The following is a 24,769-nucleotide window of genomic DNA, read 5'->3' on the forward strand; positions in this document are numbered from 1 at the left end:
CCAACGTGTACCGAATCAGCGCATACGGACATCAGGGAATCGAAGGAGTGTTCTGTTGAACAGGTGGGACGTGGATGCACGGTCCGTGGCGGTGATCGGCATGGCCTGCCGGTTCCCTGGCGCCTCAGGGCCCGATGAGCTGTGGGACGTGCTGAGAGACGCTGTAGACGTCACCAGCGAGACACCACCTGATCGCTACGACGTGGATGCTCTGTACTCTCCGCAGGCCGGGCTGGGGACCATCGCCAGCCGCCGCGCCGGCTACGTGGACCAAATGGCCGAGTTCGACGCCGAGTTCTTTGAGATGTCCGCCACCGAGGCGGTGGAACTCGACCCGCAACAGCGGCTGCTGCTGATGACGGCGTGGGAGGCGTTGGAGGACGCCGGCCAGCGACCCGACCAGCTGGCCGGCAGCCGGGCCGGGGTCTTCGTCGGTAACGCCCGGGCGGACTTTCTGGAGATCCAGCTCCGCCAGGGCCTGGAGGGGGCGACGGCCTCGCAGCTCCGCAATTTCCGTTCGCTGCTGGCGGCCCGCCTTTCCTACGCGTTCGACTTCCGTGGACCCAGCATTGTTCTGGACACGGCCTGCTCCTCCTCGCTGACGGCCGTCCACAGTGCCGTTCAGAGCCTGCGGGCCGGTGAGAGCCGACTGGCGCTGGCCGCCGGGGTGAACCTCGCGCTCCGCCCCGACGAGGGCATCGTCATGACACAGGCCGGGGGCCTGGCCGCCGACGGCCGGAGCAAGTTCGGCGACGCGAGCGCCGACGGCCACGCGCCGAGCGACGCCGTCGGCGTCGTCGTCCTCAAGCCCCTCACCGCCGCCCTGGCCGACGGCGACCGCATACGAGCCGTCATCCAGGGCAGCGCCGTCAGCAACGACGGCCGCACCAGCGACTCGGTGCTGAACCCGTCCATGACCGGCCAGATCGAGGCGCTGCGCTGGGCCTACGAGGACGCCGGGGTCGACCCGGCCGACGTGGACTTCGTAGAGGCTCATGGGTCCGGCTCACCCGCACTCGACCCCCTCGAGATCAGCGCGCTGGGCCAAGTCCTGGGCGAAGGCAGACCGTCGGATCGGCCGCTGCTGGTCGGCTCGGTAAAGACGAATATCGGCCACGCCGAGGCCGCAGGCGGCATCGCGGGACTGATCAAGGCGGTGCTCTGCCTGGAACACAGCCAGGTCCCGCCCAGCCTTCATCTCGACACACCCCATCCCGACGTCCCCTGGGACAGGCTGCCGGTCGTCGTACCGGCCACGCTCACTGACCTGCCCGACCGGGGCCGACCTGCCATAGCGGGCATTTCCGGACAGGGATCCTCCGCCCTCAACGCCCACGTGGTGATCAGACAGGCCGACCCCCTCCCGACCGACCCCGCAGCGGCAGGCAACGGCACGCCGTACGTGCTTGCGATCTCCGCCTGTACGCCAGCAGCCCTGGACGCTCTGGCCCGTTCCTACGCCGCCTACCTCGGCCCCGACGGGCAGGGCGCCGCCTTCCGCCTGCGCGACATCTGCCACAGCGCAGCCATCCGCCGCCAGCACCACCAGCACCGGCTGGCGGTCATCGGGGCCACCCACCAGGAACTGGCGGCTGCACTCAACGGGACCGCGGGTGCATCCGAATCCGAGGCGACGCCCGCTGTCCTGGCCGGGGCCGCCGCGACCTACCGCAAGGGCGGGACGCCCGACTGGGATGAGGTGTTCGGGAAGCACAGCCGCTTCGTCCCGCTGCCCGGCTACCCCTGGCAGACCAAGCGCTACTGGCCCGGCGAGGAACAACACGAAGACGACGACGACCTGATCGCCTGGGTGCTGCGCGAGCACGCTCGCGTCCCCTTCGACGACGACTCCACACTTGACGCGATCGGGATCGACTCGCTGGCCAAACTGCGCCTGATCGTGCAACTGTCCAAGAGATCCGGCATCGAAGTCGACCCCGAGGACTTCGGGCGGCTGCGCACGGTGGGCGCGCTGCGCGAGTGGATCCACGCGCTGCAGGCAGCGGAGGCAGTCGCGCGATGAACAACCCCCAGAGCCTGTATGCGTGGTTCGACCGTTCCGCCGAGACCTTCGGCGACGACTGCACCGCCCTGGAAGTCGGCGACGACCACCTGACCTACACGGAACTGCGCAACCTGGCCGAACGGCTCGCGGCCCGGCTGGTCGCGGCGGCCGGCGGCGAGGCACCTCGGCGGGTCGGGCTGCTCGCCGGCCGCTCGGTGACCGCGTACGCCGGCTACCTCGCCATCCTCCGCACCGGCGCCGCCATCGTGCCCCTCAACCGCGAGCACCCGGCCGCCCGCACCGTCCACATAGCCAAGGCCGCGGAGCTGGACCTCATCCTGGCCGACCCCTCCGGACCGGACGCCGACTTCGGCGTCCCCCTGCTCGTCGCAGGCCCCGACGAGCCGGCCGCACCGGAAACCAAGCCGCTCCACGAACTCCCGCTCCCCGAAGCAGAACCGGACGGCATCGCGTACATCATCTTCACGTCCGGATCGACCGGCACCCCCAAGGGAGTTCCGGTCTCGCACCGCAACATCTCCACCTACCTGGCCCATGTGGCGCCGCGCTACGACATCGGGCCCGGCAGCAGGCTCTCGGGCACCTTCGACCTCACCTTCGACGGCTCGGTGCACGACCTATTCGTCGCCTGGGCGTCCGGCGGCACACTCGTGGTGCCGATGCGCAGCCAGCTTCTGTCACCGGTGAAGACGATCAACAAGCTGCGGCTCAGCCATTGGTTCTCTGTGCCGTCGCTGATCTCCTTCGCCTCACGCCTCGGCACGCTGAAGCCCGACAGCATGCCCACCCTGCGCTGGAGCATCTTCGGAGGCGAACCGCTGACGCTGGCGGCGGCCAAGGAATGGCAGGCGGCCGCCCCCGACAGCGCTCTGGAAGTCCTCTACGGCCCGACCGAGCTCACCATCTCCTGCACCGCCTACCGGCTGCCCCGCAAGCGGGCGGACTGGCCCACCACGGCCAACGGCACCGTGCCGATCGGCACCTGCTACCCGACCCTGGACGTCTTGCTCCTCAACGAAAACGGCCGGCCGTCGCACGCCGGCGAGCTCTGCATCCGCGGACCGCAGCGCATCCCCGGCTACCTGGACGCGGCGAACAACACCGGCCGGTTCCTGACCCTCGACGAAGAAGGCGCCGTCCACCCCTACGACGGAACCGGACCCCTGACGGTTCAGCACTGGTACCGCACCGGAGACCGGGTCGCCATGCACGACGGCCACTTGGTCCACCTCGGACGGACCGACCACCAGGTGAAGATCCGCGGCCATCGCATCGAACTCGGGGAGATCGAAGCGATGCTCAGGGAACAACCCGGCGTACGCGACGCGATCGTGCTCACGGTGCCTGCCGCCGACGGCGAGCCGGAGCTGGAGGCCGCGGTCACTGGCACCGACTGCACCGACCAGCAGCTGTATGCCGCACTGGGCGACCGCCTGCCGCCCTACATGTTCCCGCGCCGCATCGCGGTCATCGACCAACTGCCACTCAACCCGAACGGCAAGATCGACCGGCGTGCACTCCTCACCGAACTCGGTCGCCGTCACTGACACACGCTTTCCCAGCCCCGCGCCTGGGGCGCTCGCTCCCGTCACAAGCGCGCGTCCCGCCCCCTGCCGGAGCTGCGGCCCGCGATTGCCTCAACATGCGGCAATCGCGGCTCCCACCACCAAGTACCCGATGTCTGAGAGGCACGCAGATGTACGACGCCATAGTGGTAGGGGCGCGCTGCGCCGGATCCCCCACCGCCATGCTGCTGGCCCGTGCTGGATACCGGGTCCTCATGCTCGACCGCGCGGGATTCCCCTCTGACACCCTCTCCACCCACCTCATCCACCAGCCCGGCATCGCTGCACTCGCCCGCTGGGGCCTGCTCGAGACCGTGCACGCCTCGGGCTGCCCGCCCTTGGACCATGTGGTCTACGAAGTCGCCGACATCCGACTCGAAGGCTGCGCCAGAGGCGTAGAGGGACAGCACGCCGGATACGCCCCTCGCCGCCACGTCCTGGACGCCATCCTGGTGGACGCCGCCGTCGCAGCCGGCGTCGAGTTCCGTGAGCAGGCCTCCGTGACCGGCCTGCTTCGTGACGAGACGGGACGCGTCATCGGCGTGGAAGGCAAGCACGACGGCCGCCCCTTCACCGAACGAACCCACTTGGTGATCGGCGCGGATGGCATGCGATCCACCGTCGCGAAACTCGCCGCGGCGCCCTACATCGTTCAGGACCCTCGGCTGACCTGCGCCTACTACGCGTACTGGGACGACGTGCCAGCCGTCCTGGAGCTGTACGAGAAGCCCGGGAGCTGGGTAGCCGCCGTCCCCACGAACGACGGTGCGACCCTCGTCCTGGCCTACTTCCCTCAGTCGCGATTCGACGAAGTGCGCACCGACATGCAGCGGGCCTACCTGGAACAGATACGCACGACAGCGCCGGCCCTGTATGAACGTCTCCAGGGAAGGCGCCGTACCGAGCGCCTGCGCGGCACAGGTGAACAGCAGAACTACTTCCGGCAGGCAACCGGACCCGGCTGGGCCCTGGTGGGCGACGCCGGACACCACAAGGACTCCATCACTGCACGTGGGATCAGCGACGCGTTCTTCCAGGCGGAGACCCTCGTGCAGCGCGTGGGCGACCGGCTGGGCGGCGATGCGCACCAGCTCGACCAGACGCTCCGCGACTACGCCGAGGACCGGGATAAGGTTCTCACCCCTGGCTATGAATCCACGCTGACAGTGGCGCAACTGGCCGTGCCGCACGAGCAGCGCCTGTCCCTGCTGCGCGCGGTGCAGACGGATCGTGAGCTCACCGCGATCTATTTCGACATGGTCGCTGGAATTGAGACGATCAGCGCCCTTTACACCCCGAAGCTGCTGGCCCTGCTGTGACCGCCCCTGCAAGCGAGCGGTCGGCTTCGGGCCGGACTGCGCCCCTGCTCAGGCGGCTTCGAAGGCAGCGGCCGACCGGAAGGAATGCTGACGAGCGGGCATGCTCCTGGTACGGTTCTCCGGACCGTGATCTTTGATGACACTCTGTCAAAGCACCGATCATGGAGGAAAGTTAGGCATTTTGTACCGTCCTTTACTGCCAACAGTTTTTCGCTGCCGTACGAGGAATCAGATGCCAGGCACCCGCGACAGGCGGACCCGTCACAGGTCCGCCCCGCGCAGATCTTTGCGCTACTCGATTGCTCTGCCCCTTGTCGCTCCGGCGCTCTGCCTGACCGGAGTTTGGGGCTACACGGCTGTCGGGCTGGTGGATGAGCAGGCCCAACTGAGTGCCGATGCGGACAATGTTGCGTTCATCGGCCAGCCCGCCCACGACGTGGTGACCCGGCTACAAGACGAGCGCCGCCTGACCGCCGCCTGGCAGGCCGCGCCCAACAGCTCCTCACGCGCCGCGCTGGACAAGGCCCGGACCAGAACCGACGCCGCCGTCGAAGATTTCCGCCGGACATCCGGCGGGCATGATACGGACCAGCTCAAGAACCGGGCCGAGAAGCTGACCGAGGCACTGGACGCTTTGTCCGACCGGCGCGACGCGATCGACGCGCGGTCCCTCCATGGCGCGAGCGCCTTCCAGTACTTCACTGACACCATCGCCGACAGTATGAGCCTGCTCGCCACGGCCACCCGGACCGACGACGGCAGCCTTGCCCACCACGCCGCCGCCGCGATGTCCCTGGTGCAGCTCACGGAGAAGCTCTCGCGCGAGGACGCGCTGATATCCGGCTCGCTGCCGACAGGCCGTATGGCAGCGGCGGCCCGCACCCAGTTCGGCCAGTACGTCGCGATCCAGCAGGAGGCCCGCACCGGCCTGGACACCGCCGCCCTTCCGGCGGGCGAGGCCACCGCCTACGAAAGCCTCACCGGCAGCTCCTCGTGGACCACGATCGCATCGGTCGAAGACGCCGTGGTGTCCACCCGCGATGCGCAACTGCCCGACCAGGCCAAGCAATGGCCGGACGCCGCCGACAGAGTCGTGCGCAAGCTGCAGAACCTGGGATCGGACTCCCTCGGGAACCTGAACGAGACGGCCGAGGACCGGGCCGACGACCTCCTGCTGGGCGTCATCCTCGGGACCGTCGCCGCACTGACCGCCCTGGGGATCGGCGGAGCGCTGACCATGCGGTTCCGGCGCTCGATGCTCCAGCGGCTCTCCCGGATTCAGCAGCAGACCGAGAATATGGCAGCCGTCGGGCTCCCCAAGGTCCTCGCCCAACTCCAGCGGGGAGAGCGGGCCGAGCCCGTCGCACCGCGACCCGATGGCCGCCAGGCCACCGATGAGATAGACCGTCTCCACGCAGCGATCGAGAATCTCGGACGCGTGGCCGCGGACACCGTCGTGCAGCAGTCACTCGGCCGCGAGGGCACGGAGAAGGTCTTCGCCCAACTGAGTCGGCGTACGCAGATCCTGATCCACCGCCTCATCTCGCTTCTCGACGATCTCGAGCGCAAGCACGAAGACTCCGACCTGCTGAAAGACATCTTCAAGGTCGACCACCTCGCCACCCGCGTGCGGCGCCACTCGGAAAACCTCGTGATCCTCGGCGGGTCCCCGCCCACGCGCCGTGTGACCGCTCCCGTCTCCATCACCGATGTGATGCGCAGCGCCGTGGCGGAAACCGAGCAGTACACCCGCGTCAAGGTGAAGAACCTTCCCCCGGATCGGCGGGTCTCCCTCGCCGGCCGGACCGTCGCCGACGTCACCCACCTCCTTGCGGAGCTCATCGAGAACGGCACCAGCTTCTCCCCGCCGGAAACCCAGGTTTTCGTCAGCGCCACGAAGGTCGCCAAGGGCCTGGCCGTCCACATCGAGGACCACGGCCTCGGGATGCCTGAGGACCACCGCTTCCGCGCCAACCACCTCCTCGCGCACCCTCCTAAGCTGGATGTCCTGTCGCTGGGGGACGACCCGCGTCTCGGACACTTCGTGGTGGCCCGGCTCGCGAAGCGGCACAAGATCAAGGTGGAGCTGCGCGAATCGGTCTACGGCGGAACGCTCGCCATTGTGTTCCTGCCATCCGAACTGCTCGAAGAGCACAAGTCCCCGCTGCTGGACCAGCTCACATCGGCCGCCTCGGCCGCCTCGGCCGCCAATGCGGCGGCCATCAACGCGCCTGTCGGGAGCGCAGCGGTCGGCATCGCAGAGGCCACCTCGCAAGTCCAACTCGTCGACCACCATGGGTATCCCGAGTACGGAGGTGCAGGTCTGTTGCCGTCCTCAGGTCATCCGGCGGCCCAGCCACCGGCTGCTGCACCAGCGGAGTGGCCCCACGCCCAAGAGCACCCAGGGCACCAGGCCAGGCAGCCTGCTCCAGCCGCGGACGACCACACACAGCCCGCGTCCCGGCCACCGACCCACCATGCGCCTCCTCCATGGGACGAGGGTTCGTCCCCGCAACGTCTCCCGAATTCATCCCCGCTACCCACCAGGGAAGCAGCGCCGCCACTGGTCGAAGATGCGTCACAACCACTGGCGACCCCCCAGGTCCTTCCACAGCGGACCCCCGGTGTGAACCTGGCGCAGCAACTGCGCAGGGAGGCAGCGTACGTGCCGGTCAAGAAGGATAGGGGCGACGAGGGCGAGATGGGCGGCCTCTCCCCGGCCGAGTCAGCTCGTACCATGATCGCCATTCAGCGGGGGCTGAAGCGGGCCAGGATCTCTGAGGCCGACGAGTCGGCTGGTGTGGACGGACAGGCTGATCCGCATGACCGTGCCGCCAACTAACTGTGAGGGAAACATTCAGTAATGACTGAGCAGGTACACGCCGCTCCCCAGCTGGACTGGCTCCTGGACAGCCTGGTGTCCCGGATTCCGGAGATCCGCTGCGCCATCGTGCTGTCCGGGGACGGGCTCCTCATCGGCAAATCACAGGACCTTCGCCAGGACGACGCAGAGCACCTGTCCGCCGTCGGGTCGGGAATGCACAGCCTCGCCCGCGGCGCCGCACGGCACTTCCAAGGCGGAGAGGTCCAGCAGACCGTCATCCAGATGGAGAAGGCATTCCTCTTTGTCACCGCCGCCGGCACGGGAGCGAGGCTGGCCGCAATTGCCTCCGAAGAAGTGGACATCGGGATGATGGCATTCGAGATGGGCACGCTAGTCAAGCAGGTGGGTAAGTACCTCAGCGCCGCGCCGCGCGTCGAAACCTCTCCCCACGGCCACACTCAGGATGCCTGACACACGGTGGTTCGACGATGGGGAGACCGGGCGGCAAGTCCGGCCGTACGCAATAACCGGCGGCCGGACGCGCCACAGCCAGCACACCTTCACGCTGATCACACTGGTCGTCACCCGGTCCCCTCATGAGGTCGACCACGGGCCCCTGGAGCCCGAGTCAGCCGAAATCCTGGGCCTCTGCCGGGACCGCGCGGTGGCGGTCGCAGAGATCGCCGCTCACCTGGACCTACCGGTGAGCGTGGTGAAGATTCTCTGCGGGGACTTGCTCAACGCCTCGATGATCCTGGTCCAGGCGCCGCCCGGGGACACGGACCGACCGAGCGTGGAACTCATCGAAAGGGTCATGGATGGTATCCGCCAGCTCTGAGAGGATCATGCCGACAGCGTTGAAGATCCTCATCGCGGGTGGCTTCGGCGTGGGCAAGACCACCATGGTCGGCTCGGTGAGCGAGGTCCCGCCGCTGGAGACCGAGGAGCGCATCACCGCAGCGAGCGTGGGGGTCGACAACCTCGCTGGTGTGGAAGGCAAGTTGTCCACCACCGTGGCAATGGACTTCGGCCGGATCACCATCTCCCCGGAACTGGTGCTCTACCTCTTCGGCACCCCGGGCCAGGACCGCTTCTGGTTCATGTGGGACGACCTGGCTACCGGCGCCCTCGGGGCGGTGGTGCTTGCGGACACTCGGCGACTCGACGCGTCGTTCGCCGCGATCGACTTCTTCGAGTCGCGCGAGATCCCGTTTGCCGTGGGCGTCAACTGCTTCAACGGTCATAGGGACTGCACGAGCGAGCAAGTGCGACAGGCACTGGCCCTGGCCCCCTCGATACCCGTCATCCTGTGTGACGTCCGCGATCGCAACTCCAGCAAGGAAGTGATCCTTGCGGTGCTGGAAGCGGCTCGAGCACAGGCCGCCGCCCGTTTGACGCAGGTGGCGGGCTGCTGACCGCCGGCCAGGGCGCTGTTACATTGTTGGATGTGTGAGTGTCTGATGGCGCCGTCGGGGCGTGGTGGGCTTGCGCTCGGCAGCGCCGGTGATCTGGTCCCAGATGGCGAAGCGGATGGAGGCCGCAGCGCGGCGAGCGGAGAGCGTCGACCGTTCCTAACCAGTGTGCATGAGTGAGTCCTGGACCCACTGCTGCGTACCGGGCGCATCCCGAACGGTGTTGAATGCGCTGGGTTCCCGCTTTCGCGTCCCGTTCGGCGACGGCCCTCCAGGGGGCCGGTCCGTTGCGGGTGGGCGGGTTCCCTCACGCCCCCGGGCACCTGGTCCGGCCTGGACGGTCCGATGCCCCGCACGATCACTCCGGTCGTGCGGGGGCGGTGCCGTCCGACGCCGGACCGGGTGCCCGAGGGCGCGTCGTCCGATCGCGATACCGGCGGCATCGTGACGGGACATGGTGCGGTGCGGGGTGGCCAGCGGCTTCTGCCAGTGCTGGGCACCCCACTGGGAGGTGTAGGCGGGATCGACCGCGATGATCGCGAGGCCGTGTTCGGCGGCCATCGACACCAGCCGGGCCTTGAGCTTGCCGGTCGGGATGCCCGAGATGAGCTGCCGGAACCGTTTGCGGCGGCCGTGCTTCTCCCGGGTCTTCTCGGTGGTGAAGTCGAGGTCTTCGATACCGATCGCGGCGACACCGGCACGCACCGCCCAGTTGATCAGGCGGGTCAGCGCGTGGCGGAGCTGTGCGTCGCGGTGACTGGCGGTCCCGGACAGGTCGTAGGGGAAGCGGCGCGGGTCTCCGATGGGATTGCCGTGCGGGTCGAGCCGGTAGGCGGCGAAGTGGTCGGCGTTGGTGTCGACGCCGATCATGCCCCGGGCGCGGGCGGTCTCCAACGGGATGGTCTTCACGACGGGGCGCTGCCAGGATGCGGTGAGGTACCAGCGACCGCGCTGGGTGTCGAGGTGGATGCGGTAGGCGACGGCCCGGTTCGCGGTGATGCGGTCGGCCCACTCCGTGCCCCGGTGCGCGAACGCCACGGTGGAGGTGAGGACGTACCGGCCGTGCTGGGCATTGGCCAGGTGCGCGAGCGGGGCAGGCAGCTTGATGCTGACCTCGCCGTCCGGGGTGACGCGGATCGTCTCGTTCCCGAACCGCTTCCCCGACTCACCATCCGCCCCGATGAACCAGCGCTCCGCCTCCCACCGTTGCCGCCACTGGCCTTCGGTGAGCTGGGCCTGGGCGAGGTGGTGGCGGGTGTTCAGGAGACGTCTGCCACCCCGCACCACCCGCACCCGCCCGGCCTGCCACTCGGCAACAACAGTGGCGTGCCGGTCTTCCAGCATCGCGAGGCGACGAGATTTGCGGAACCACTCGCTCTTCGACCGGTAGCCACCCGCCGCGCGCTTGGTGCCTTTCTCCCCGATCGGGAGGGACAGGCGGTGCCGCAGCATGTTGATCCCGGCTGCCAGCTTCTGGATATGCGCCGCCTGGCAACGGCGCGCGAGCGCCCACTGATCGTGCGTGGCCTTGGTGATCGCACCCGCGATCCGCGACGACGACAATGCCGTCAGCTCCCGCTTACGCGCCGCCCACGTGTCCGCACCGTGCTCCAGACCGTCCGCACAGCGAGCCTTGAGATCACCGGAGGCCAACGCACCCTGATGCTCGCCGACCGCACGCAGCACCCTCTCGTCCTGGGGGGTGAGGTTCTTGAGGCGGTCTCGGACCGCCACCCCGCAAGGCCCGGGCACCACGAAGGACACGGCCAACTTCCGCACACCACCCACCACATCACCCCCGCCCTCAAAGGCCAGACACCTGCTGTCCAGCCCAACGAGCAGCAGCCGGCAAGGTCACCCATTCGACCCCAGAACTTCAGTTCCCACCCCCACCAACCCACCGACAGGACTCACTCCCGCACACCACCACTCACTTCAGCTCAGCAAACCGACAGCAGCTCACAACCCCTGTCCACCGCGCGCAGCTGCTCCCAGTCGACCTCCGGGTGCGCGGCGACCACCGCGTCGACGGACGCCATGGTGTGGAGCGCGACGTCGACGGTCCCGGCCCGGCTCGTGTCGAAACGGACCCTGATCGACTGCGGTGAGCGAACCCGACCGAGCCGCACTACGTGGCCCGAGGCCACCTGCCGTCGCCCCCAGCCGCGCGAACCGCACTGACTTCGCCGGCACCGGGAGCACGGACCGCGGGTGAGGCATGTTGGACGGCCGCATCTTGGGCAACTCTGGAGTGAGGTTCCCCCGTGGTGTGCAGTCCGTGACAGCGTGCAGCCATGCGATGCTTCACCATCGGGTACACCGCTGTGGGGACGCCAGGGGCGACATCGAACATAACCGCCCACAACAATGAGGCGTCCTGCGCCCGCATCGCTGAAGAGGTCAACCGCACGGGCCAGTAACGACTGTCAACCTGACGATGCTCTGCAATGAGCCTTTTCCAGCCTGGCGTGCAGGCACGGTGGTTGGGCTGATGGGCAGGTGATGGGACAGCCAGAAGAGGTCTCAGCAGCCTGTGGTCATGGGGTGGGCGTCGCAGTGGAATGCACGCCGGGTGTCGGAGAGGCGGACGGCGGGGGATAGCTCGGGTGCAGCGAGGGGGGACAGCGGGGCCATGTCCATAGCGGTCCCGGCGAACAGGTGAAGCTGGCGAACAGGGCGGGTGGTCGATCAGCCGGGCCGCTGTCCGGTCTCGTGTCCTCGGGTTGCGGGCAGGTTGGAGCTCCCCCTCCAGCGAGGTTCTGCCGGCCGGCGACGGCGACCGGGTCGAGGTAGTCCCGCCAGTGGGTCATCTCGCGCGCAGGTTCCGTCCCGCTGCCGGCGCCGGAACAGGTCGTAGACCCGGTCCCGTCCCCGCCGACGTCGACCGCCTCTGGCAGGCATACCTGCGGTGATTCGACATCGAGCACACCTTCCGCCTCTTCAAACAGGCCCTCGGCTTGGACCTGCCCGAAGATCCGCACCCCGGAAGCGGCCGACCGCTGGACCTGGCTCATCCTCGCCGCCTACACCCAGCTCCGTCCCGCCCGCCCGCTGGCAGCCGATCTCTGACGGCCATGGGAGAAACCGAGCCCGCCGGACAGGCTCACTCCCGCCCGCGTCCTCCGCGATTTTCGGCACATCCGCCCGAAGACCGCCTGCCCAGCCCAAGCACCGAAAACCGCCCGCCCAGGCCTCGGACGCCCCCCAGGCCGCACACCCCAGGCCACGACGCGAGCCGCTCTCGCGCACCCTCCAGACTGGCCAGGACGGTGACGGCGGCGGGCGCCGCTGTCGTCGGTCCGGCCCGGTACCGGCTGTGCCGGCGGGTGGGTGATGGCATTGCGGCTCCTTCGGACACGAAATCTTCTGTCGCAGCGGTGCGGCTCATGCGTCGCGGGTGAGACGGATGGTGTCGCGGTACCACTCGGCGCTGTCCTTGAGCGTCCGCTCCTGCGTGTCGTAGTCGACGCGGACGATGCCGAACCGCTTGTCGTAGCCGTAGGACCACTCGAAGTTGTCCATCAGCGACCAGGCGAAGTAGCCCCGGACATCGGCTCCTTCGGCGCGGGCGGCGGCCACGGCGGCGATGTGGTCGGCGAGGTAGGTGGTGCGGTCGGCGTCGTGGATCCGGCCGTCCTCGGAGACGGTGTCGTCGAAGGCGGCGCCGTTCTCGGTGATGACGGTCGGAATGCCGTAGTCCTTCTCCAGCCCCACCAGCAGGTCGGTGAGGGCAGTGGGGGTGATCTCCCAGTCCATGGCCGTACGCGGCAGATCGCGCTCCACGCCACGGGTGACGGGCAGGCCGTCGGCGTCCAGCGGGGAGCCGTCCTCGGTGACGCCGGAGAAGAGCGTGCCGCGGTAGAAGTTGACGCCGAGGATGTCGATCGGGGTGGAGATGATCTCCAGGTCGCCGTCCTGGGCCGGGAGTTCGACGCCGCGCAGAGCGAGGTCGGCGACGACGTCCTCGGGGTAGGTGCCCTTGACCAGCGGGTCCAGGTAGAGGCGACGGCCGAGCCCGTCGGCGCGGCGGCAGGCCTCGGCGTCCTCGTGGCTGTCGGTCTCGGGTGTGGCGGTGCCGAGGTTGAGTGTGATGCCCAGTTCGAGCTCGTTGCCCCGGGCGGCGGCGGTCTCACGGATGTACCGGGAGGCGAGCCCGTGGCCGAGGAGGAGGTGGTGGACGGCGTGGATCGCCTCGCCGAAGTTCGTACGGCCGGGGGCCTGGCTTCCGTACGCGTATCCGAGCATCGCGGAGCACCAGGGCTCGTTCAGCGTGGTCCAGTGCCTGACCCGGTCGCCGAGCGCGTCGTAGGCGAGGGCGGAGTACTCGGCGAAGCGGTAGGCGGTGTCCCGGGCCGGCCAGCCGCCCGCGTCCTCCAGCTCCTGGGGCAGGTCCCAGTGGTAGAGCGTGATCCAGGGAGTGATGCCCTTCGACTCCAGCTCGTCGACCAGGCGCTTGTAGAAGTCGAGTCCCTTTGCGTTGGCCGGGCCGCGGCCGCCGGGCTGGATGCGCGGCCAGGCGAGCGAGAAGCGGTACGTGTCGACGCCCAGGTCCGCGATCAGTTGCACGTCCTCGGGCATCCGGTGGTAGTGGTCACAGGCCACATCGCCGCTCTCACCGCGGACGACCATGCCCGGCACCCTGCAGTACGTGTCCCAGATCGACGGGGTTCTGCCGTCCTCGGCGGCCGCTCCCTCGATCTGGTAGGCGGCGGTGGCAACGCCCCAGCGGAAGTCGGCGGGCAGACCGTGGACGGGCTCGGCGGCAATCTCGCGGGCGTATCCCTGGGGGATGACGAGGTTCATGGTTCTCCTGTGGTGTGCGTGGGTCGCTACGAGCGGGGGGTGGCGGTGGCCGGCGTGGGCTGATGGAGCCAGCAGGCCACTGTTCGGGCGCCGTCACCGTCCGGTCGGGCCAGGACCGGCACCTGGGTGGCGCACGGATCGAGCGCCTTGCCGCAGCGGGGGTGGAAGGCGCAGCCGTCCGGCATCGCCGACAGATGCGGGGGCGAGCCGGGGATGCCGGTGAGTTCGCGGCGGGGGCCGTGCAGCGCTGGGAAGGAGTGCAGCAGTCCGTCGCTGTAGGGGTGGCGGGGGTCGCGGTAGATGTCGGAGGCACCGGCCTCCTCGACGATCCGGCCGCCGTACATGATCGCGATACGGTCCGAGAACTCGATCAGCAGCGAGATGTCATGGGTGATGAAGACGACGGAGAAGCCCAGCTCCTCGCGGAGCTTGACCAGTTGGCGCAGGATCTGGCGCTGCATGACGACGTCCAGGGCCGTCGTGGGCTCGTCCATGATGACGATCTCGGGCTCCAGTGCGAGCGCCATCGCGATCATCACGCGTTGCCGCATGCCGCCGGAGAGCTGGTGCGGGTAGGCGGAGAGCCGGTCCGCCGAGATGCCGACCAGGGACAGAAGCTCCACTGCGCGTGCGGTGCGTTTGGCCCGCTTCATCTCCGGGCGGTGGGCCTTGAGCACGTCGGTGAGCTGGCTGTGGACCGTGTGCACCGGGTTCAGGGAGTTCATCGCGCCCTGGAAGACGATCGACAGCTCCTGCCAGCGGAAGGCACGCAGTTCGGGGGCGGTCAGGGTCAGCAGGTCGAGTGCTTCGCCGTCGCGCTGGTGGTAGTGGACCTCGCCGCCGGTGATCACTCCGGGCGGGGAGAGAAGCCGGGTGACGGCGTACGCCAGGGTGGACTTGCCCGACCCCGACTCGCCGGCCAGGCCGAGGACTTCGCCGCGGTGCAGGGTGAGGTCGATGTCGCGCAGCGCGTGCACGGCGTCGTCGCCGGTCCCGTAGTCCACGTGGAGTCCGCTGATGGTGAGGACGGGCTCGCTCATGGGCGGGTCTCCTTCTCAGGGGTGCCGGGACGTGCCACGGGGGTGAAGCCGACCCGCATCCGGACCTTCCGGGACGCGCCCGTCTCCGTACGCAGCCGTGGGTTGACGAACTCGTCGATGCCGAAGTTGATCAGGGCGAGGGACATGCCGAGCAGGGCGATGCAGAGCCCGGCCGGGACGAACCACCACCACGCGCCCTGGGCCAGCGCCTGGTTGGACTGCGCCCAGAACAGGACGGTCCCCCAGTTCCAGTTGGAGATGTCGGCGACGCCGATGAAGGCGAGGGTGATCTCGGAGAGGATCGCGAAGATCACCGTGCCCACGAAGCCGGAGGCGATGACGGCCGTCAGGTTCGGCAGGACTTCGAAGAGGATGATCCGCCAGGTGGACTCGCCGGTGGCGCGGGCCGCTTCGACGTAGTCCCGGCGGCGCAGCGACAGCGTCTGCGCGCGCAGGACGCGCGCCCCCCACGCCCACGAGGTGAAGGCGATGACGGTGGCGATCAGGAGGTCACCCGTGTCGGAGACGAAGCTGGCGATGATGATGATCAGCGGCAGTCCCGGGATGACCAGGAAGACGTTGGACAGCACCGAGAGCAGTTCGTCGGCCGTGCCCCCGAGGAAGCCGGCACTGACTCCGATCAGTACGGACAGGACGGTCGCGAAGATCCCGGCGACGAAGCCGACGACCAGAACGCCGCGGGTGCCGACGAGGATCTGCGAGAGGACGTCCTGACCGGTCTGCGTGGTGCCGAACCAGTGTGCTCCGGACGGCGGTTGGAGCAGTTCGTTGCTCATGGCGTCGGGGTCGTACGGGGCGATCCACGGCCCGATGACGGCGATCAGGACGAAGAAGAGCAGGATGCCGAGCCCGACGACGGTCTTGCGGCCGCGCAGGAACCGGAATCTGCGCTTACTCGGTGCCGGGGTCTCGGTCGTGTCGAGTACGGCGACCTCGGCGGCGGTGACAGCCATGTTCCTAGGCCTCCCTTCGGGTACGGGGGTCGAGGACCATGTAGATCACGTCGGCGAGGAGGTTCGCCGCGAGGACGGAGAGCGTGATGATCAGGAAGACGCCCTGCATCAGCGGGTAGTCCTTGGCGCCCACGCCCTGGAAGAGCTGGTAGCCGATGCCCGGGTAGGAGAAGACCATCTCCACCAGCAGCGTGCCGCCGACGATGAAGCCGAGGGAGAGCGCGAAGCCGGAGATGTTGGGCAGGATCGCGTTGCGTGCCGCGTATCCGAACATCACCCGGCGCTCGGAGAGCCCCTTGGCCTGGGCCACCATGACGTAGTCCTCGCTGGACACCGTCACCATCATGTTCCGCATGCCGAGGATCCAGCCGGCCACCGCGCTGAGCACGATCGTGAGCCCCGGCAGCGCCGCGTGATACAGCGCGCTGGAGATGAACGGCCAGTCGAAGGCGGGCACCAGGGCGCTGTCGTATCCGCCCGCGGCCGGGAACAGCGGCCACTTCACGGCGAACAGGGCGATGGCGATCAGCCCCAGCCAGAAGTACGGGATGGCGGAGATGAAGGTGGTGACGGGCAGCAGGCTGTCCATCCAGGAGCCGCGCCGCCAGCCGGTGAAGACGCCGATGCCGGTACCGAGCACGAAGCTGATCAGGGTGGTGACACCGACGAGCGCGAGCGTCCACGGCAGCGACTGGGCGATCACCTCGCTGACCGGCGTCGGGAAGAAGGTGAAGGACAGCCCGAGGTCGCCGTCGAGCAGATGCGACCAGTAGTCGGTGTACTGCTGCCAGAGCGACTGCTGCTTGTCGAGTCCGAAGAGCGCCTTGAGCGAGGCGATGGCGCTGGTGTCCAACTGGCCCTGGAAGCGGGCCATGAGCGCCTGGACGGGGTCACCCGGCATCATGCGCGGGATCAGGAAGTTGATGGTGATCGCCGCCCACGCGGTGACCAGGTAGAAGGCGAGCCGTTGCAGCAGGTACTTCACTTCGCAGCCTCCTTCTCGTGGTCGCCGTCGTTGTCCGTGGTCTCCGCGCCGTCCGCGTACAGCCAGCAGGCCGCCCACTGGCCGTCCGCCAGGTCGAAGCGCGGCGGCAGTTCGGTGCGGCAGCGCTCCATCGCCTTCGGGCAGCGCGGGTGGAAGCGGCAGCCGGCCGGCGGGGCGATCAGCGAGGGCGGTTCGCCGCTGCCGGTCTCCTCCTGTTCTGCCTCGGCGACCACCCGGTCCGGGTCGGGCGCGGAGGCGATCAGCAGCTGGGTGTACGGGTGCGCGGGGCGCTGGGTGACGGTCTCGCTGTCGCCGCCTTCGACGATCCGGCCCGCGTACATCACGAGCGTGGTGTCCGCGAAGTAGCGGGCGGAGGCGATGTCGTGGGTGATGTACAGGATCGCCAGGTGGAGGCGTTCCTTGAGGTCCCGCAGCAGGTTGAGGACTCCGAGCCGGATGGATACGTCGAGCATCGAGACCGGCTCGTCGGCGAGGAGGACCTTCGGGTCGGCACCGAGCGCACGGGCGATGGCGACGCGCTGGCGCTGGCCGCCGGAGAGCTCGTGCGGGAACTTGTCCAGGTACTGCGCGGCGGGAGTCAGCTGTACCCGCTCCAGCAGCTCGGTGAGTTCGCTCCCGGTTGCCTCCCGCCCGTGGATCCTCAGCGCCCGGGTGAGGTGGTAGCGCACGGTGTGCACCGGGTTGAGCGACGCGAACGGGTCCTGGAAGATCAGCTGGACCTGGCGGACATAACTGCGGAAGGACCGGCCACGGCCTGCCTTCACCGCCTGCCCGCCCAGCCGGATCTCGCCCCCGGTGAGCGGATACAGCTGGGCGAGCAGCCGGGCGACGGTGGATTTCCCGGAGCCCGACTCTCCCACCAGCGCCGTGACGGTGGAGCGCCTCAGGTGCAGCGAGACGTCGTCGACGGCGTGGACGGTGCGGCGCCTGCCCGCGACGAGGTCGCGACCGGTACGCCGGACGGGGAAGTGTTTGGTGACTCCGTGCGCTTCGAGCACGACGTCGGTCTGATCGGTGGTGGTCATGGCCGGTCCGTTTCCCCGTACTTACTTCTTGGCGGGCTTGAGCTTCAGCACGATCTCCAGCGCGCTCGGCTGGGTGTGCTGCGGCGGGGCGTAGGGGTCGGCCTCGGTGGGCCAGCCCACCCAGTTCTTCGTGGAGTACTCGGCTCCGATGGGGGCGGCCGCCGTCGGGATCATCGGCGCCTGCTCGACCATGATCTTCTGCAGGGTGTTCATGGCGTCGGTACGGGCGGTGTCGTCGGTGGCACTGGCGAAGTCCTTGAGCGCCTCGGTCGCCTCGGTGCTCTTGAAGCGGCCGAAGTTGCCGATCTGGGAGGCCTTGCCGATGGGCTGGAGCAGCGCGCCGTCCATGATGTTCTGGTACATGTCGTAGGGGGTCGCGCCGCTGTTGGTCCAATGCAGGGTGGCGTCGAAGTTGCCGTTGGCGACGTCCGCGCCCCAGGCCTCGGCGGTCTGCGTCTTGACCTTCGCCTCGATACCGAGCTGCTTGATGTTGTCCTTGATGATCGAGAGCCCGGTGATGTAGTCGTTCCAGCCGGCCGGGTCGGTGAAGGTGAGCTTGACCGGCTTGCCGCTCGGGTCCTTCAGGACCCCGCCGGCGAGCTTGAACCCGGCGTCGGCGAGCACCTTCTTGGCCCCCTCCACGTCCGGCTTGGTGGTGGCGCTCTTGTACTCGGGCGCGAGGAACGACTCACCGGCGGGCAGGGGGATGCCGGTCGGGTTGGTGATCTCCGGGTAGAGGGTCGCCTCGGCCTGCGTGTAGATCGCGTTGCGGTCGACGACCATCGCCATCGCCTTGCGCAGCGCCGGGTTGTCGAACGGCTTGCGGGTGGTGTTGAACCACAGTCCGTGGATGCCGAGCCCGGACGGGAACCAGAGCTTGTGGTTCTTCGGGTCCTTGGAGATGAACAGCTGCTTGTAGTTCGGCATGAAGACGAACGACCACTCGACCTTGCCGCCGGCCAGCGCCGTGGTCGCCGCGCTGTTGTCGTTGTACGCGGTGTAGCGCAGCTCCTTGACCCTGGTCGCGCCCTTCCAGTACGTGGGCGTGGCGGTCAGCGTGGTGGTCTGCGGGGTGAACGTCTTGAGCTTGTACGGTCCCGAGCCGACCGGCGTCCGGTTGGGCCAGGTCTCCGGGTTCTTGACGTCCTTCCAGATGTGCTTGGGTACGATGAACTGCTGGATGATCTTGTTCTGGTTGACGTACTGCGAGTCCTGGAAGGTCAGCAGGACCTTCTTGCCCTCCACGCTGATCCCGTCGAACGGGATGCCGTTGCCGTTGAGCGCCGGGTGCTTCTTGAGCAGCTCGAAGGTGTACGCGACGTCCTCGGCGGTCAGCGGCTTGCCGTCGGCCCATTTGGCCTTGTCATCCAGGGTGAAGGTGACCTTGGTGAAGTTGAGCTCCCACTTCCAGTCGCTCGCCAGCCACGGGTCCGCCTTGTCCGCGGGCCGGATCTGGTTCGTCATCGCCAGGGGCTCGTAGATCATGAAGCGGTAGCCGAGGGTGGCACCGGCCGAGGTGGACAGGAACGGGTTGCTGTTGTTCGTCTGCGGTCCGTCCGGCTTGCCCAGGGTCAGCACGCCGGAGGCGGCACCACCCCCTTTGTTGGCACCCGAGTTGGCGGACGAGCAACCGGTGGCGAGAGCGACCACGACGGTGGCGAGTGAGAGCGCTCTCAGCGCGGGGTGACGACGTGCGGACATGGCGACTCCAGGAAGGACTGCGGGTCTGGGAGATCCGGGGAACGGGGGGTGGGCAGCGCTCGGCGCGCCGTGTTCGGGCGGGGCGGAGTGGTGCGGGTGCTGCTGGTCGTGCCGGTGGTGCGCAGGTGTGCGCGGGGAGGCGCGGGGTGGTGCCTGACAGAGTGGAACAACGGGAAGCGGATGGCCGGTCGGACCGGCCGGACCGCTACGGCGCCGAGTGGCGCACGACCAGTTCGGTGGGCAGCACGACCGGTTCGTCCGGAACGGCCGTGCCACCCAGATGGGAGAGCAGCAACCGTGCCGCCGTCTCACCCATCTGACGAGTGGGCTGGCGCACGGTGGTCAGCGGCGGTTCGGTGTGCTCGGCCATCGGGATGTCGTCGAAGCCGACCACCGCGATGTCGTCGGGCACGGACCGTCCGGCCGAGCGCAACGCCCGCAGCACGCCTGCGGCACTGATGTCGTTGTGCGCGAAGACCGAGTCGAACTGCACGCCGTCGGCCAGGAGTTGCTCCACGGCCTGGCGGCCGCACCGTTCGGTGAAGTCCCCCTGGACGACGAGATCGGTGGGCAGAACCGTACGGAATCCGTCCAGCCGGTCGCGCACGCAGCCGAAGTGCTGGGGGCCCGTGAGGACCAGGGGCCTGGTACGTCCTGCGGACAGCAGATGACGGGCGGCGGACGCACCTCCTTCGCGGTTGGTGGTCACGACGGAGGGGAACTCGGGGTGGTGGCCGCGGTCGTCGATCAGCACGATCGGCAGACCACCACGGTGCAGTGCGGTGAGGTGATCGAGGGTGTTCTCGGGTTCGACGACGACGAGTCCGTCGAAGGCACGCGCCGACACCTGACTGGTGAAGCGCTCCACCGATTCCGCACCCCGGTTGCAGGTGAAGAGCAGCAGCCCGTAGTCGGCCGCTTCGACGGTGTCGACGACACCCTGGAGCACTTCGCCCATCCACGGCCAGGTGAGCGAGGGCACCAGCATGCCGACCGTACGGCTGCTTCCACGGGCCAGTCCGACGGCGCCCGAGCTGGGTACGTAACCCAGCTGTGCGATCACTTCACGAACACGGGCGGCCGTGGAACCGTCCACTTCGCCCTTGGTGTTGATGACCCGGGACACAGTCGTCTTGCTGACGCCGGCCTCGCGGGCGACATCGGCGATGGTGACTCGCATCGGGGGCCTCCAGGGCAAGGCATGACAGGGAGCTGAAACCGGTACCGCAACCGGTTCCGGAACCGGTACCGGCGTTGCGGCGTGAGTTAACCGCGCCGGAACAGTGCCGTCAATACTTCACGCCGAGATTGGTCCGTACCCATATTCCAAGCAGGCGGGGCGCGTTGTGTCTTCAAGTCATGAACGCACACCCTCTTGACGTGGGCACATAACAGCAGTTCACTCACGCCTCGATCGACGGCAACTCCCCCACAGCCCTACCGAGAAAGGCAGCAGCCCGTGATCAGATCAAGCAGAGCGGCCCGCGCACTGGTCGCCGCAGTGCTCGCGACAGCGGGTCTCACCGGGGTCTCGTCCGGCACCGCCCAGGCGGCCGCTGAGACCGTGAACATCGCGCTGACCACGACGGACGATGCCGGTGGCCGGCATGTCACCCGGGGCCTGGAGGCACAGACCCCGATTTCCTTCGGCTCCGGGAACGGTGGCGGCGGTACGAACGCAGATGAGCGAGGGCGAGCAGGGCCTGGCGCCCAGCCGTCAGGCGTCGCCATCGAGTGCCGGTCTCGCGGCGTCGCGCGGTCAGGTAGCGCACGGTGCGGCTGGACAGGCCGATCGCCGACAGGTACGCAACCACTCGGCGCTCCTGGCAGTACGGTGGATCTTGGTCATGACACCCTCTACCAGGAGCCTCTTCGCTCCATCAGCCCCCGATCAACTCGTGGTTATTTAAGTCAAGTTGATAAGGGCTCAGTGTGCGGATAGAAAACAAGAACGCAAACGGAGGTGGCTGTTGAGTATCGCATCCTTGGAGGTTGCGCTACCGGGGCTGATGGTGCAGCGTCTCGAAGTTCCACGGCGCATCAACTGGCAAGTGGTCTTCGATGGTTTGGGGACTGGGCTGCCAGACGACTACATCGCTTTGGCGGAGTCGTACCCTCGGCTGGAGATCGGGCAATTCCTCTCCGTGACGTCGCCGGCCCCAGGAAACGAGGCGGGGTTCGTCGAGGTGGCGAGAGAGGATCTCGCCGGTGCCGAAGGGATGGCGCAGAAGGGCATGCTCGGTGACTACCCTGCGTTCCCGGAATCGGGAGGGTTGCTGCTGTGGGGCAGCTCGATTGACGGGGACGAGTTCTACTGGCGCACAGCAGGGCAGCCCAACGAATGGACAGTCGTTGTGGCCGGGCGGAATGACGACTGGTACCACTACGAGGGCAGCCTCACGGGCTATCTCGCCTGGCTGTGCTCTGGGACGGCCGCACCGCATGGGCTCCCTCCGAACTTTCCGGGGCCTGAACCTGTGGTTTCCGTCGGCTAAAGGGGCTCAAGGGCCAACCCGTAGCGGATGATGGCGGCGGGGCCTGCCTCCACTAGGGGGCGGGCCCCGACCGTGTCAGGCTGGTCCGCTCCACCTCCGGTGAAACGGACAACGAGAGAAAACGTGAGGATGTAAAGCCTCTCGGTGTGAGAACCGTGTCCGGCCGTAGCAGGCGCCGCGGCCACCTCAGGGCGGTGACAGATACCTCGGCCGGTCGGCGATGCCCAGCACCCCGACCGGCAGGGGGCAGGAGTGGAGGTAGGCGGAGGCGTGCTGATGGCACATCTCGCGGGCCAGCTCGAGCAGGTCGAGGTCGGAGGCGACGAGGGCGGCGCGCGCCAGCGAGTAGACCCCGCGGGCGGTCCCACCTTGGGACCCGCAAGGACTCCACCGGCTTCTACTCCGCCGCCGACGGCGCTACTGCGGCTGGACGGCCGCGCGGCGGGGGCCGGAATGGGCCAGCAGGATCTGTTCAGTCAGCTGCTCAAGTCACCAATGAGCTACAGCAGGTGTTGGTTCGGGGTCCTCGCGGCGCTGGCGTATTCGGCAAGTTCGATGACCGTGACGCCTGCATCCTGGAGGAGTTCGGTGCCGTCGGCTCCTGGGAGGAAGGTGTCGGGTTCGCGCCAGGCGGCGACGACACGGTGGATGCTTGCGTCGCGGATGAGCTGGGCGCAGGGCCGGGGCCGTGAGGCGCGTTTGGCGCATGGTTCCAGGGAGCCGTAATTCGTCGCGTGAACAAGGCGCGGTTCGGACAGGCCGAGTTTGGCGAGGGCGCCTCCTTCAGCATGGTCGTGAGGGTCGACCGCCGACGGCGAGCTTCCGGATGTGGCGCGCGGTCAGGCTCTGCGCGAGCCCGTCATCGGTGAGCTCCACGCCGGGGGCCGGCTGCGGAGGGGTGGTGGTACCCATGGAGGGTCTCCTTCAGGTACGGCGGAGCTGTCGTACGACAGGCGCCGCCGGAGCGGAGTGGGGAACAGCAGACCGGTGCAGGTCCGGCTTCGGCGACGCCTGTCAGACGTCGTGAGGGTGATTCGGGTGCGCGTTCGGGTGGCGCGAGGAAGGGTGTCAGGCCGGTAGGCGATGGTGAAAAATCTTGTGCGGAGTGAAGCTTTCGAGCGCGCCGTCCACGGAGTATTTGCGGCCCGGACCGGACTGCTTGATGCCGCTGTAGGCCATGCCGGGGGATGTGTCGTGACCGGTGCTTGCGGGTGAGCGGTGTGGTGCTGTGAGCCGTTCCGCAGGCTTTTTGAACGGGGCCGATGAATGGGGCGACTTTCAGCGTTCGTCGGGGCTGGAATCACCGGTGTACGTACGCGGGCACCGATGCGCGTGACGATCTCGTAGGAGAGGGTCCCGGCGGCACGCGCCCAGTCCTCGGCGCCGGGCTCCCCGCGGTCTCCGGGGCCGAAGAGCACGACCTCATCGCCGACTGCGGCCGTGTCGCCGTCGAGGTCGACGACGAACTGGTCCATGCAGACCGTGCCGGCCACCGTGCGCCAACGGCCGGCGGCGAGGACCTGACCGGTGCCGGAGGCATGCCGGGGTACGCCGTCTGCGTACCCGAGGGGGACGAGGCCGAGCGTCGTCTCGCGGGAGGCGCGGTAGCGGTGGCCGTAGGAGACTCCGTGTCCGGTGGGGACCCGTTTGACGGAGACCAGCCGTGCGGTGAGCGTCATTGCCGGCCGCAGGCCGAGGGCCGCCGGGTCGGCCAACTCCGGTACTGGGCTCAGCCCGAAGAGCGCGAGGCCGGGGCGCACGAGGTCGAAGTGGGTCTGTGGAAGGGTGAGCGTGGCGGCCGAGTTGGCCAGGTGCAGGACTTCGGGGCTCAGCCCTGCCTTTCGTGCCAGCTGAACCGCGTCCCGGAAGTTCTCCACCTGCCGGTCGCACTCGGGATGGCCGGGGGAGTCGGCATGAGCCAGATGGGACCAGATCCCCACGACCCGAACATGCCCGGATGCCTCCGCTCGCGAGGCAGCCTCGACCAGCGCAGGCCACTGGGCGGACGAGGCGCCGCCGCGCCCCAGTCCGGTGTCGATCTTCAGGTGCAGCAGGGCCGGGCGGCCTGCGACCTGTGCCGCCTGTGCCGCCGCCTCGACCGCCCACGTGGCGCCGGCCGACAGTTCGATCCCTTCGACCATGGCGGAAGCCCAGTCGTCACCGGGGGCCAGCAGCCAGGCGAGGATGCAGCTGCTGATGCCCGATGCGCGCAGTGCCAGCGCTTCGTGCATGCGGGCGACGCCGATCCACGTTGCGCCGCCGGCCAGCGCCGCGCGGGCGCAGGGGACCATGCCATGCCCGTAACCGTCGGCCTTCACCACGGCCATTACTTCGGCGGAGCGTGCCGTGCCGCGCAGCCGGGACGTGTTGTCGCGGATCGCTGCGAGATCGATCCGAGCCTCCGCGAGCGGCGCTTTCTCCTCCGCTCGGTGGGTGTGGCTGGTGGCCTCGTGGGGACTGCCGATTGTCATGCCGTCGTCCTTTCATCCGTGATCTTGCGTGGGTATCCCCGGCTTCAGCCGGGGAGGGAAACGCATCCTCGGCCCGGAGGCGCGAAGCGCCAAAGTTCGCTGCGTTGT

Annotated in this window: 18 protein-coding genes and 3 pseudogenes; 9 read left to right on the forward strand and 12 right to left on the reverse strand. The window is 68.4% G+C overall.

Annotated features, from left to right (window positions below):
* The first annotated feature begins 55 nt into the window (after positions 1-55).
* The 7 genes from ACNPQM_RS24160 to ACNPQM_RS24190 all read left to right on the forward strand — a co-directional run bounded on the left by ACNPQM_RS24160 (position 56) and on the right by ACNPQM_RS24190 (position 9,149).
* A complete protein-coding gene (locus ACNPQM_RS24160) occupies positions 56-2,023 on the forward strand; it encodes a beta-ketoacyl synthase N-terminal-like domain-containing protein (protein WP_418085679.1) in 1,968 nt (655 codons plus the stop codon).
* On the forward strand, positions 2,020-3,573 hold the full coding sequence (locus tag ACNPQM_RS24165; RefSeq protein WP_418085680.1) for an amino acid adenylation domain-containing protein: 1,554 nt from the start codon (positions 2,020-2,022) through the stop codon (positions 3,571-3,573). The genes ACNPQM_RS24160 and ACNPQM_RS24165 overlap by 4 nt, the downstream gene beginning before the upstream one ends.
* Before the next feature lie 149 nt (positions 3,574-3,722).
* A complete protein-coding gene (locus ACNPQM_RS24170; protein ID WP_418085681.1) occupies positions 3,723-4,910 on the forward strand; it encodes an NAD(P)/FAD-dependent oxidoreductase in 1,188 nt (395 codons plus the stop codon).
* 136 nt (positions 4,911-5,046) lie between these two features.
* Complete coding sequence (locus ACNPQM_RS24175; protein ID WP_418085682.1) at positions 5,047-7,752, forward strand: nitrate- and nitrite sensing domain-containing protein; 2,706 nt, start codon at positions 5,047-5,049, stop codon at positions 7,750-7,752.
* Positions 7,753-7,773: 21 nt separating this feature from the next.
* Positions 7,774-8,205, forward strand: a complete 432-nt coding sequence (locus ACNPQM_RS24180; RefSeq protein WP_358861153.1) for a roadblock/LC7 domain-containing protein — start codon at positions 7,774-7,776, stop codon at positions 8,203-8,205.
* A complete protein-coding gene (locus tag ACNPQM_RS24185) occupies positions 8,198-8,572 on the forward strand; it encodes a DUF742 domain-containing protein (protein WP_358861154.1) in 375 nt (124 codons plus the stop codon). Before ACNPQM_RS24180 ends, ACNPQM_RS24185 begins: the two co-directional genes overlap by 8 nt.
* Positions 8,553-9,149, forward strand: coding sequence for a GTP-binding protein (locus tag ACNPQM_RS24190; RefSeq protein ID WP_418085683.1), 597 nt, complete (start codon positions 8,553-8,555; stop codon positions 9,147-9,149). The genes ACNPQM_RS24185 and ACNPQM_RS24190 overlap by 20 nt, the downstream gene beginning before the upstream one ends.
* A 156-nt stretch (positions 9,150-9,305) precedes the next feature.
* Here the strand turns inward: ACNPQM_RS24190 and ACNPQM_RS24195 are convergent, their stop codons facing one another.
* Both ACNPQM_RS24195 and ACNPQM_RS24200 read right to left on the reverse strand, forming a co-directional pair.
* On the reverse strand, positions 9,306-10,934 hold the full coding sequence (locus ACNPQM_RS24195; protein WP_418085684.1) for an IS200/IS605 family accessory protein TnpB-related protein: 1,629 nt from the start codon (positions 10,932-10,934) through the stop codon (positions 9,306-9,308).
* Between the two features lie 152 nt (positions 10,935-11,086).
* Positions 11,087-11,293 (reverse strand): hypothetical protein, encoded by a 207-nt coding sequence (locus ACNPQM_RS24200; RefSeq protein WP_418085685.1) that lies wholly within the window; start codon positions 11,291-11,293, stop codon positions 11,087-11,089.
* 723 nt (positions 11,294-12,016) lie between these two features.
* Here ACNPQM_RS24200 and ACNPQM_RS24205 point away from each other — a divergent pair.
* Positions 12,017-12,419, forward strand: a pseudogene (locus ACNPQM_RS24205) (transposase); the annotation flags it as partial.
* A 111-nt stretch (positions 12,420-12,530) separates the two neighbouring features.
* On the opposite strand, the gene ACNPQM_RS24210 reads toward ACNPQM_RS24205, so the two are convergent.
* The 8 genes and pseudogenes from ACNPQM_RS24210 to ACNPQM_RS24245 all read right to left on the reverse strand — a co-directional run.
* Positions 12,531-13,949 carry a GH1 family beta-glucosidase gene (locus tag ACNPQM_RS24210; RefSeq protein ID WP_418085686.1) on the reverse strand — a complete coding sequence of 473 codons (1,419 nt, stop codon included), beginning with the start codon at positions 13,947-13,949 and terminating at the stop codon, positions 12,531-12,533.
* 26 nt (positions 13,950-13,975) lie between these two features.
* Positions 13,976-14,989 (reverse strand): ABC transporter ATP-binding protein, encoded by a 1,014-nt coding sequence (locus ACNPQM_RS24215; protein WP_418085687.1) that lies wholly within the window; start codon positions 14,987-14,989, stop codon positions 13,976-13,978.
* On the reverse strand, positions 14,986-15,963 hold the full coding sequence (locus tag ACNPQM_RS24220; RefSeq protein WP_384375139.1) for an ABC transporter permease: 978 nt from the start codon (positions 15,961-15,963) through the stop codon (positions 14,986-14,988). The genes ACNPQM_RS24215 and ACNPQM_RS24220 overlap by 4 nt, the downstream gene beginning before the upstream one ends.
* Before the next feature lie 4 nt (positions 15,964-15,967).
* On the reverse strand, positions 15,968-16,948 hold the full coding sequence (locus tag ACNPQM_RS24225) for an ABC transporter permease (RefSeq protein ID WP_266981156.1): 981 nt from the start codon (positions 16,946-16,948) through the stop codon (positions 15,968-15,970).
* The gene (locus tag ACNPQM_RS24230; protein WP_418085688.1) at positions 16,945-17,994 is read right to left on the reverse strand and encodes an ABC transporter ATP-binding protein; all 1,050 of its coding nucleotides are present in this window, start codon (positions 17,992-17,994) and stop codon (positions 16,945-16,947) included. Before ACNPQM_RS24230 ends, ACNPQM_RS24225 begins: the two co-directional genes overlap by 4 nt.
* 21 nt (positions 17,995-18,015) lie before the next feature.
* A complete protein-coding gene (locus ACNPQM_RS24235; protein WP_418085689.1) occupies positions 18,016-19,695 on the reverse strand; it encodes an ABC transporter substrate-binding protein in 1,680 nt (559 codons plus the stop codon).
* 205 nt (positions 19,696-19,900) lie between these two features.
* Positions 19,901-20,875, reverse strand: a complete 975-nt coding sequence (locus ACNPQM_RS24240) for a LacI family DNA-binding transcriptional regulator (RefSeq protein ID WP_418085690.1) — start codon at positions 20,873-20,875, stop codon at positions 19,901-19,903.
* Between the two features lie 496 nt (positions 20,876-21,371).
* Positions 21,372-21,509, reverse strand: a pseudogene (locus ACNPQM_RS24245) (IS5/IS1182 family transposase); the annotation flags it as partial.
* Positions 21,510-21,665: 156 nt separating this feature from the next.
* Between ACNPQM_RS24245 and ACNPQM_RS24250 the strand changes: the two are divergent.
* Positions 21,666-22,190, forward strand: coding sequence for a hypothetical protein (locus tag ACNPQM_RS24250; protein ID WP_418085691.1), 525 nt, complete (start codon positions 21,666-21,668; stop codon positions 22,188-22,190).
* A 500-nt stretch (positions 22,191-22,690) separates the two neighbouring features.
* Here ACNPQM_RS24250 and ACNPQM_RS24255 read toward each other — a convergent pair whose 3' ends face one another.
* Positions 22,691-22,948, reverse strand: a complete 258-nt coding sequence (locus ACNPQM_RS24255) for a hypothetical protein (protein WP_418085700.1) — start codon at positions 22,946-22,948, stop codon at positions 22,691-22,693.
* Between the two features lie 555 nt (positions 22,949-23,503).
* Positions 23,504-24,661 (reverse strand): annotated as a pseudogene (gene alr, locus ACNPQM_RS24260) (alanine racemase); the annotation flags it as partial.
* Between the last annotated feature and the right edge of the window lie 108 nt (positions 24,662-24,769).

Source organism: Streptomyces sp. NPDC056231 (assembly GCF_048270745.1).
GTDB lineage: Bacteria > Actinomycetota > Actinomycetes > Streptomycetales > Streptomycetaceae > Streptomyces.

Bases quoted from the DNA above. Each gene is read 5' to 3' on its own strand.
- ACNPQM_RS24165 (WP_418085680.1), top strand. From the start codon at position 2,020: ATGAACAACCCCCAGAGCCTGTATGCGTGGTTCGACCGTTCCGCCGAG.
- ACNPQM_RS24170 (WP_418085681.1), top strand. From the start codon at position 3,723: ATGTACGACGCCATAGTGGTAGGGGCGCGCTGCGCCGGATCCCCCACC.
- ACNPQM_RS24175 (WP_418085682.1), top strand. From the start codon at position 5,047: ATGACACTCTGTCAAAGCACCGATCATGGAGGAAAGTTAGGCATTTTG.
- ACNPQM_RS24180 (WP_358861153.1), top strand. From the start codon at position 7,774: ATGACTGAGCAGGTACACGCCGCTCCCCAGCTGGACTGGCTCCTGGAC.
- ACNPQM_RS24185 (WP_358861154.1), top strand. From the start codon at position 8,198: ATGCCTGACACACGGTGGTTCGACGATGGGGAGACCGGGCGGCAAGTC.
- ACNPQM_RS24190 (WP_418085683.1), top strand. From the start codon at position 8,553: ATGGTATCCGCCAGCTCTGAGAGGATCATGCCGACAGCGTTGAAGATC.
- ACNPQM_RS24210 (WP_418085686.1), bottom strand. From the start codon at position 13,949: ATGAACCTCGTCATCCCCCAGGGATACGCCCGCGAGATTGCCGCCGAG.
- ACNPQM_RS24215 (WP_418085687.1), bottom strand. From the start codon at position 14,989: ATGAGCGAGCCCGTCCTCACCATCAGCGGACTCCACGTGGACTACGGG.
- ACNPQM_RS24220 (WP_384375139.1), bottom strand. From the start codon at position 15,963: ATGGCTGTCACCGCCGCCGAGGTCGCCGTACTCGACACGACCGAGACC.
- ACNPQM_RS24230 (WP_418085688.1), bottom strand. From the start codon at position 17,994: ATGACCACCACCGATCAGACCGACGTCGTGCTCGAAGCGCACGGAGTC.
- ACNPQM_RS24235 (WP_418085689.1), bottom strand. From the start codon at position 19,695: ATGTCCGCACGTCGTCACCCCGCGCTGAGAGCGCTCTCACTCGCCACC.
- ACNPQM_RS24240 (WP_418085690.1), bottom strand. From the start codon at position 20,875: ATGCGAGTCACCATCGCCGATGTCGCCCGCGAGGCCGGCGTCAGCAAG.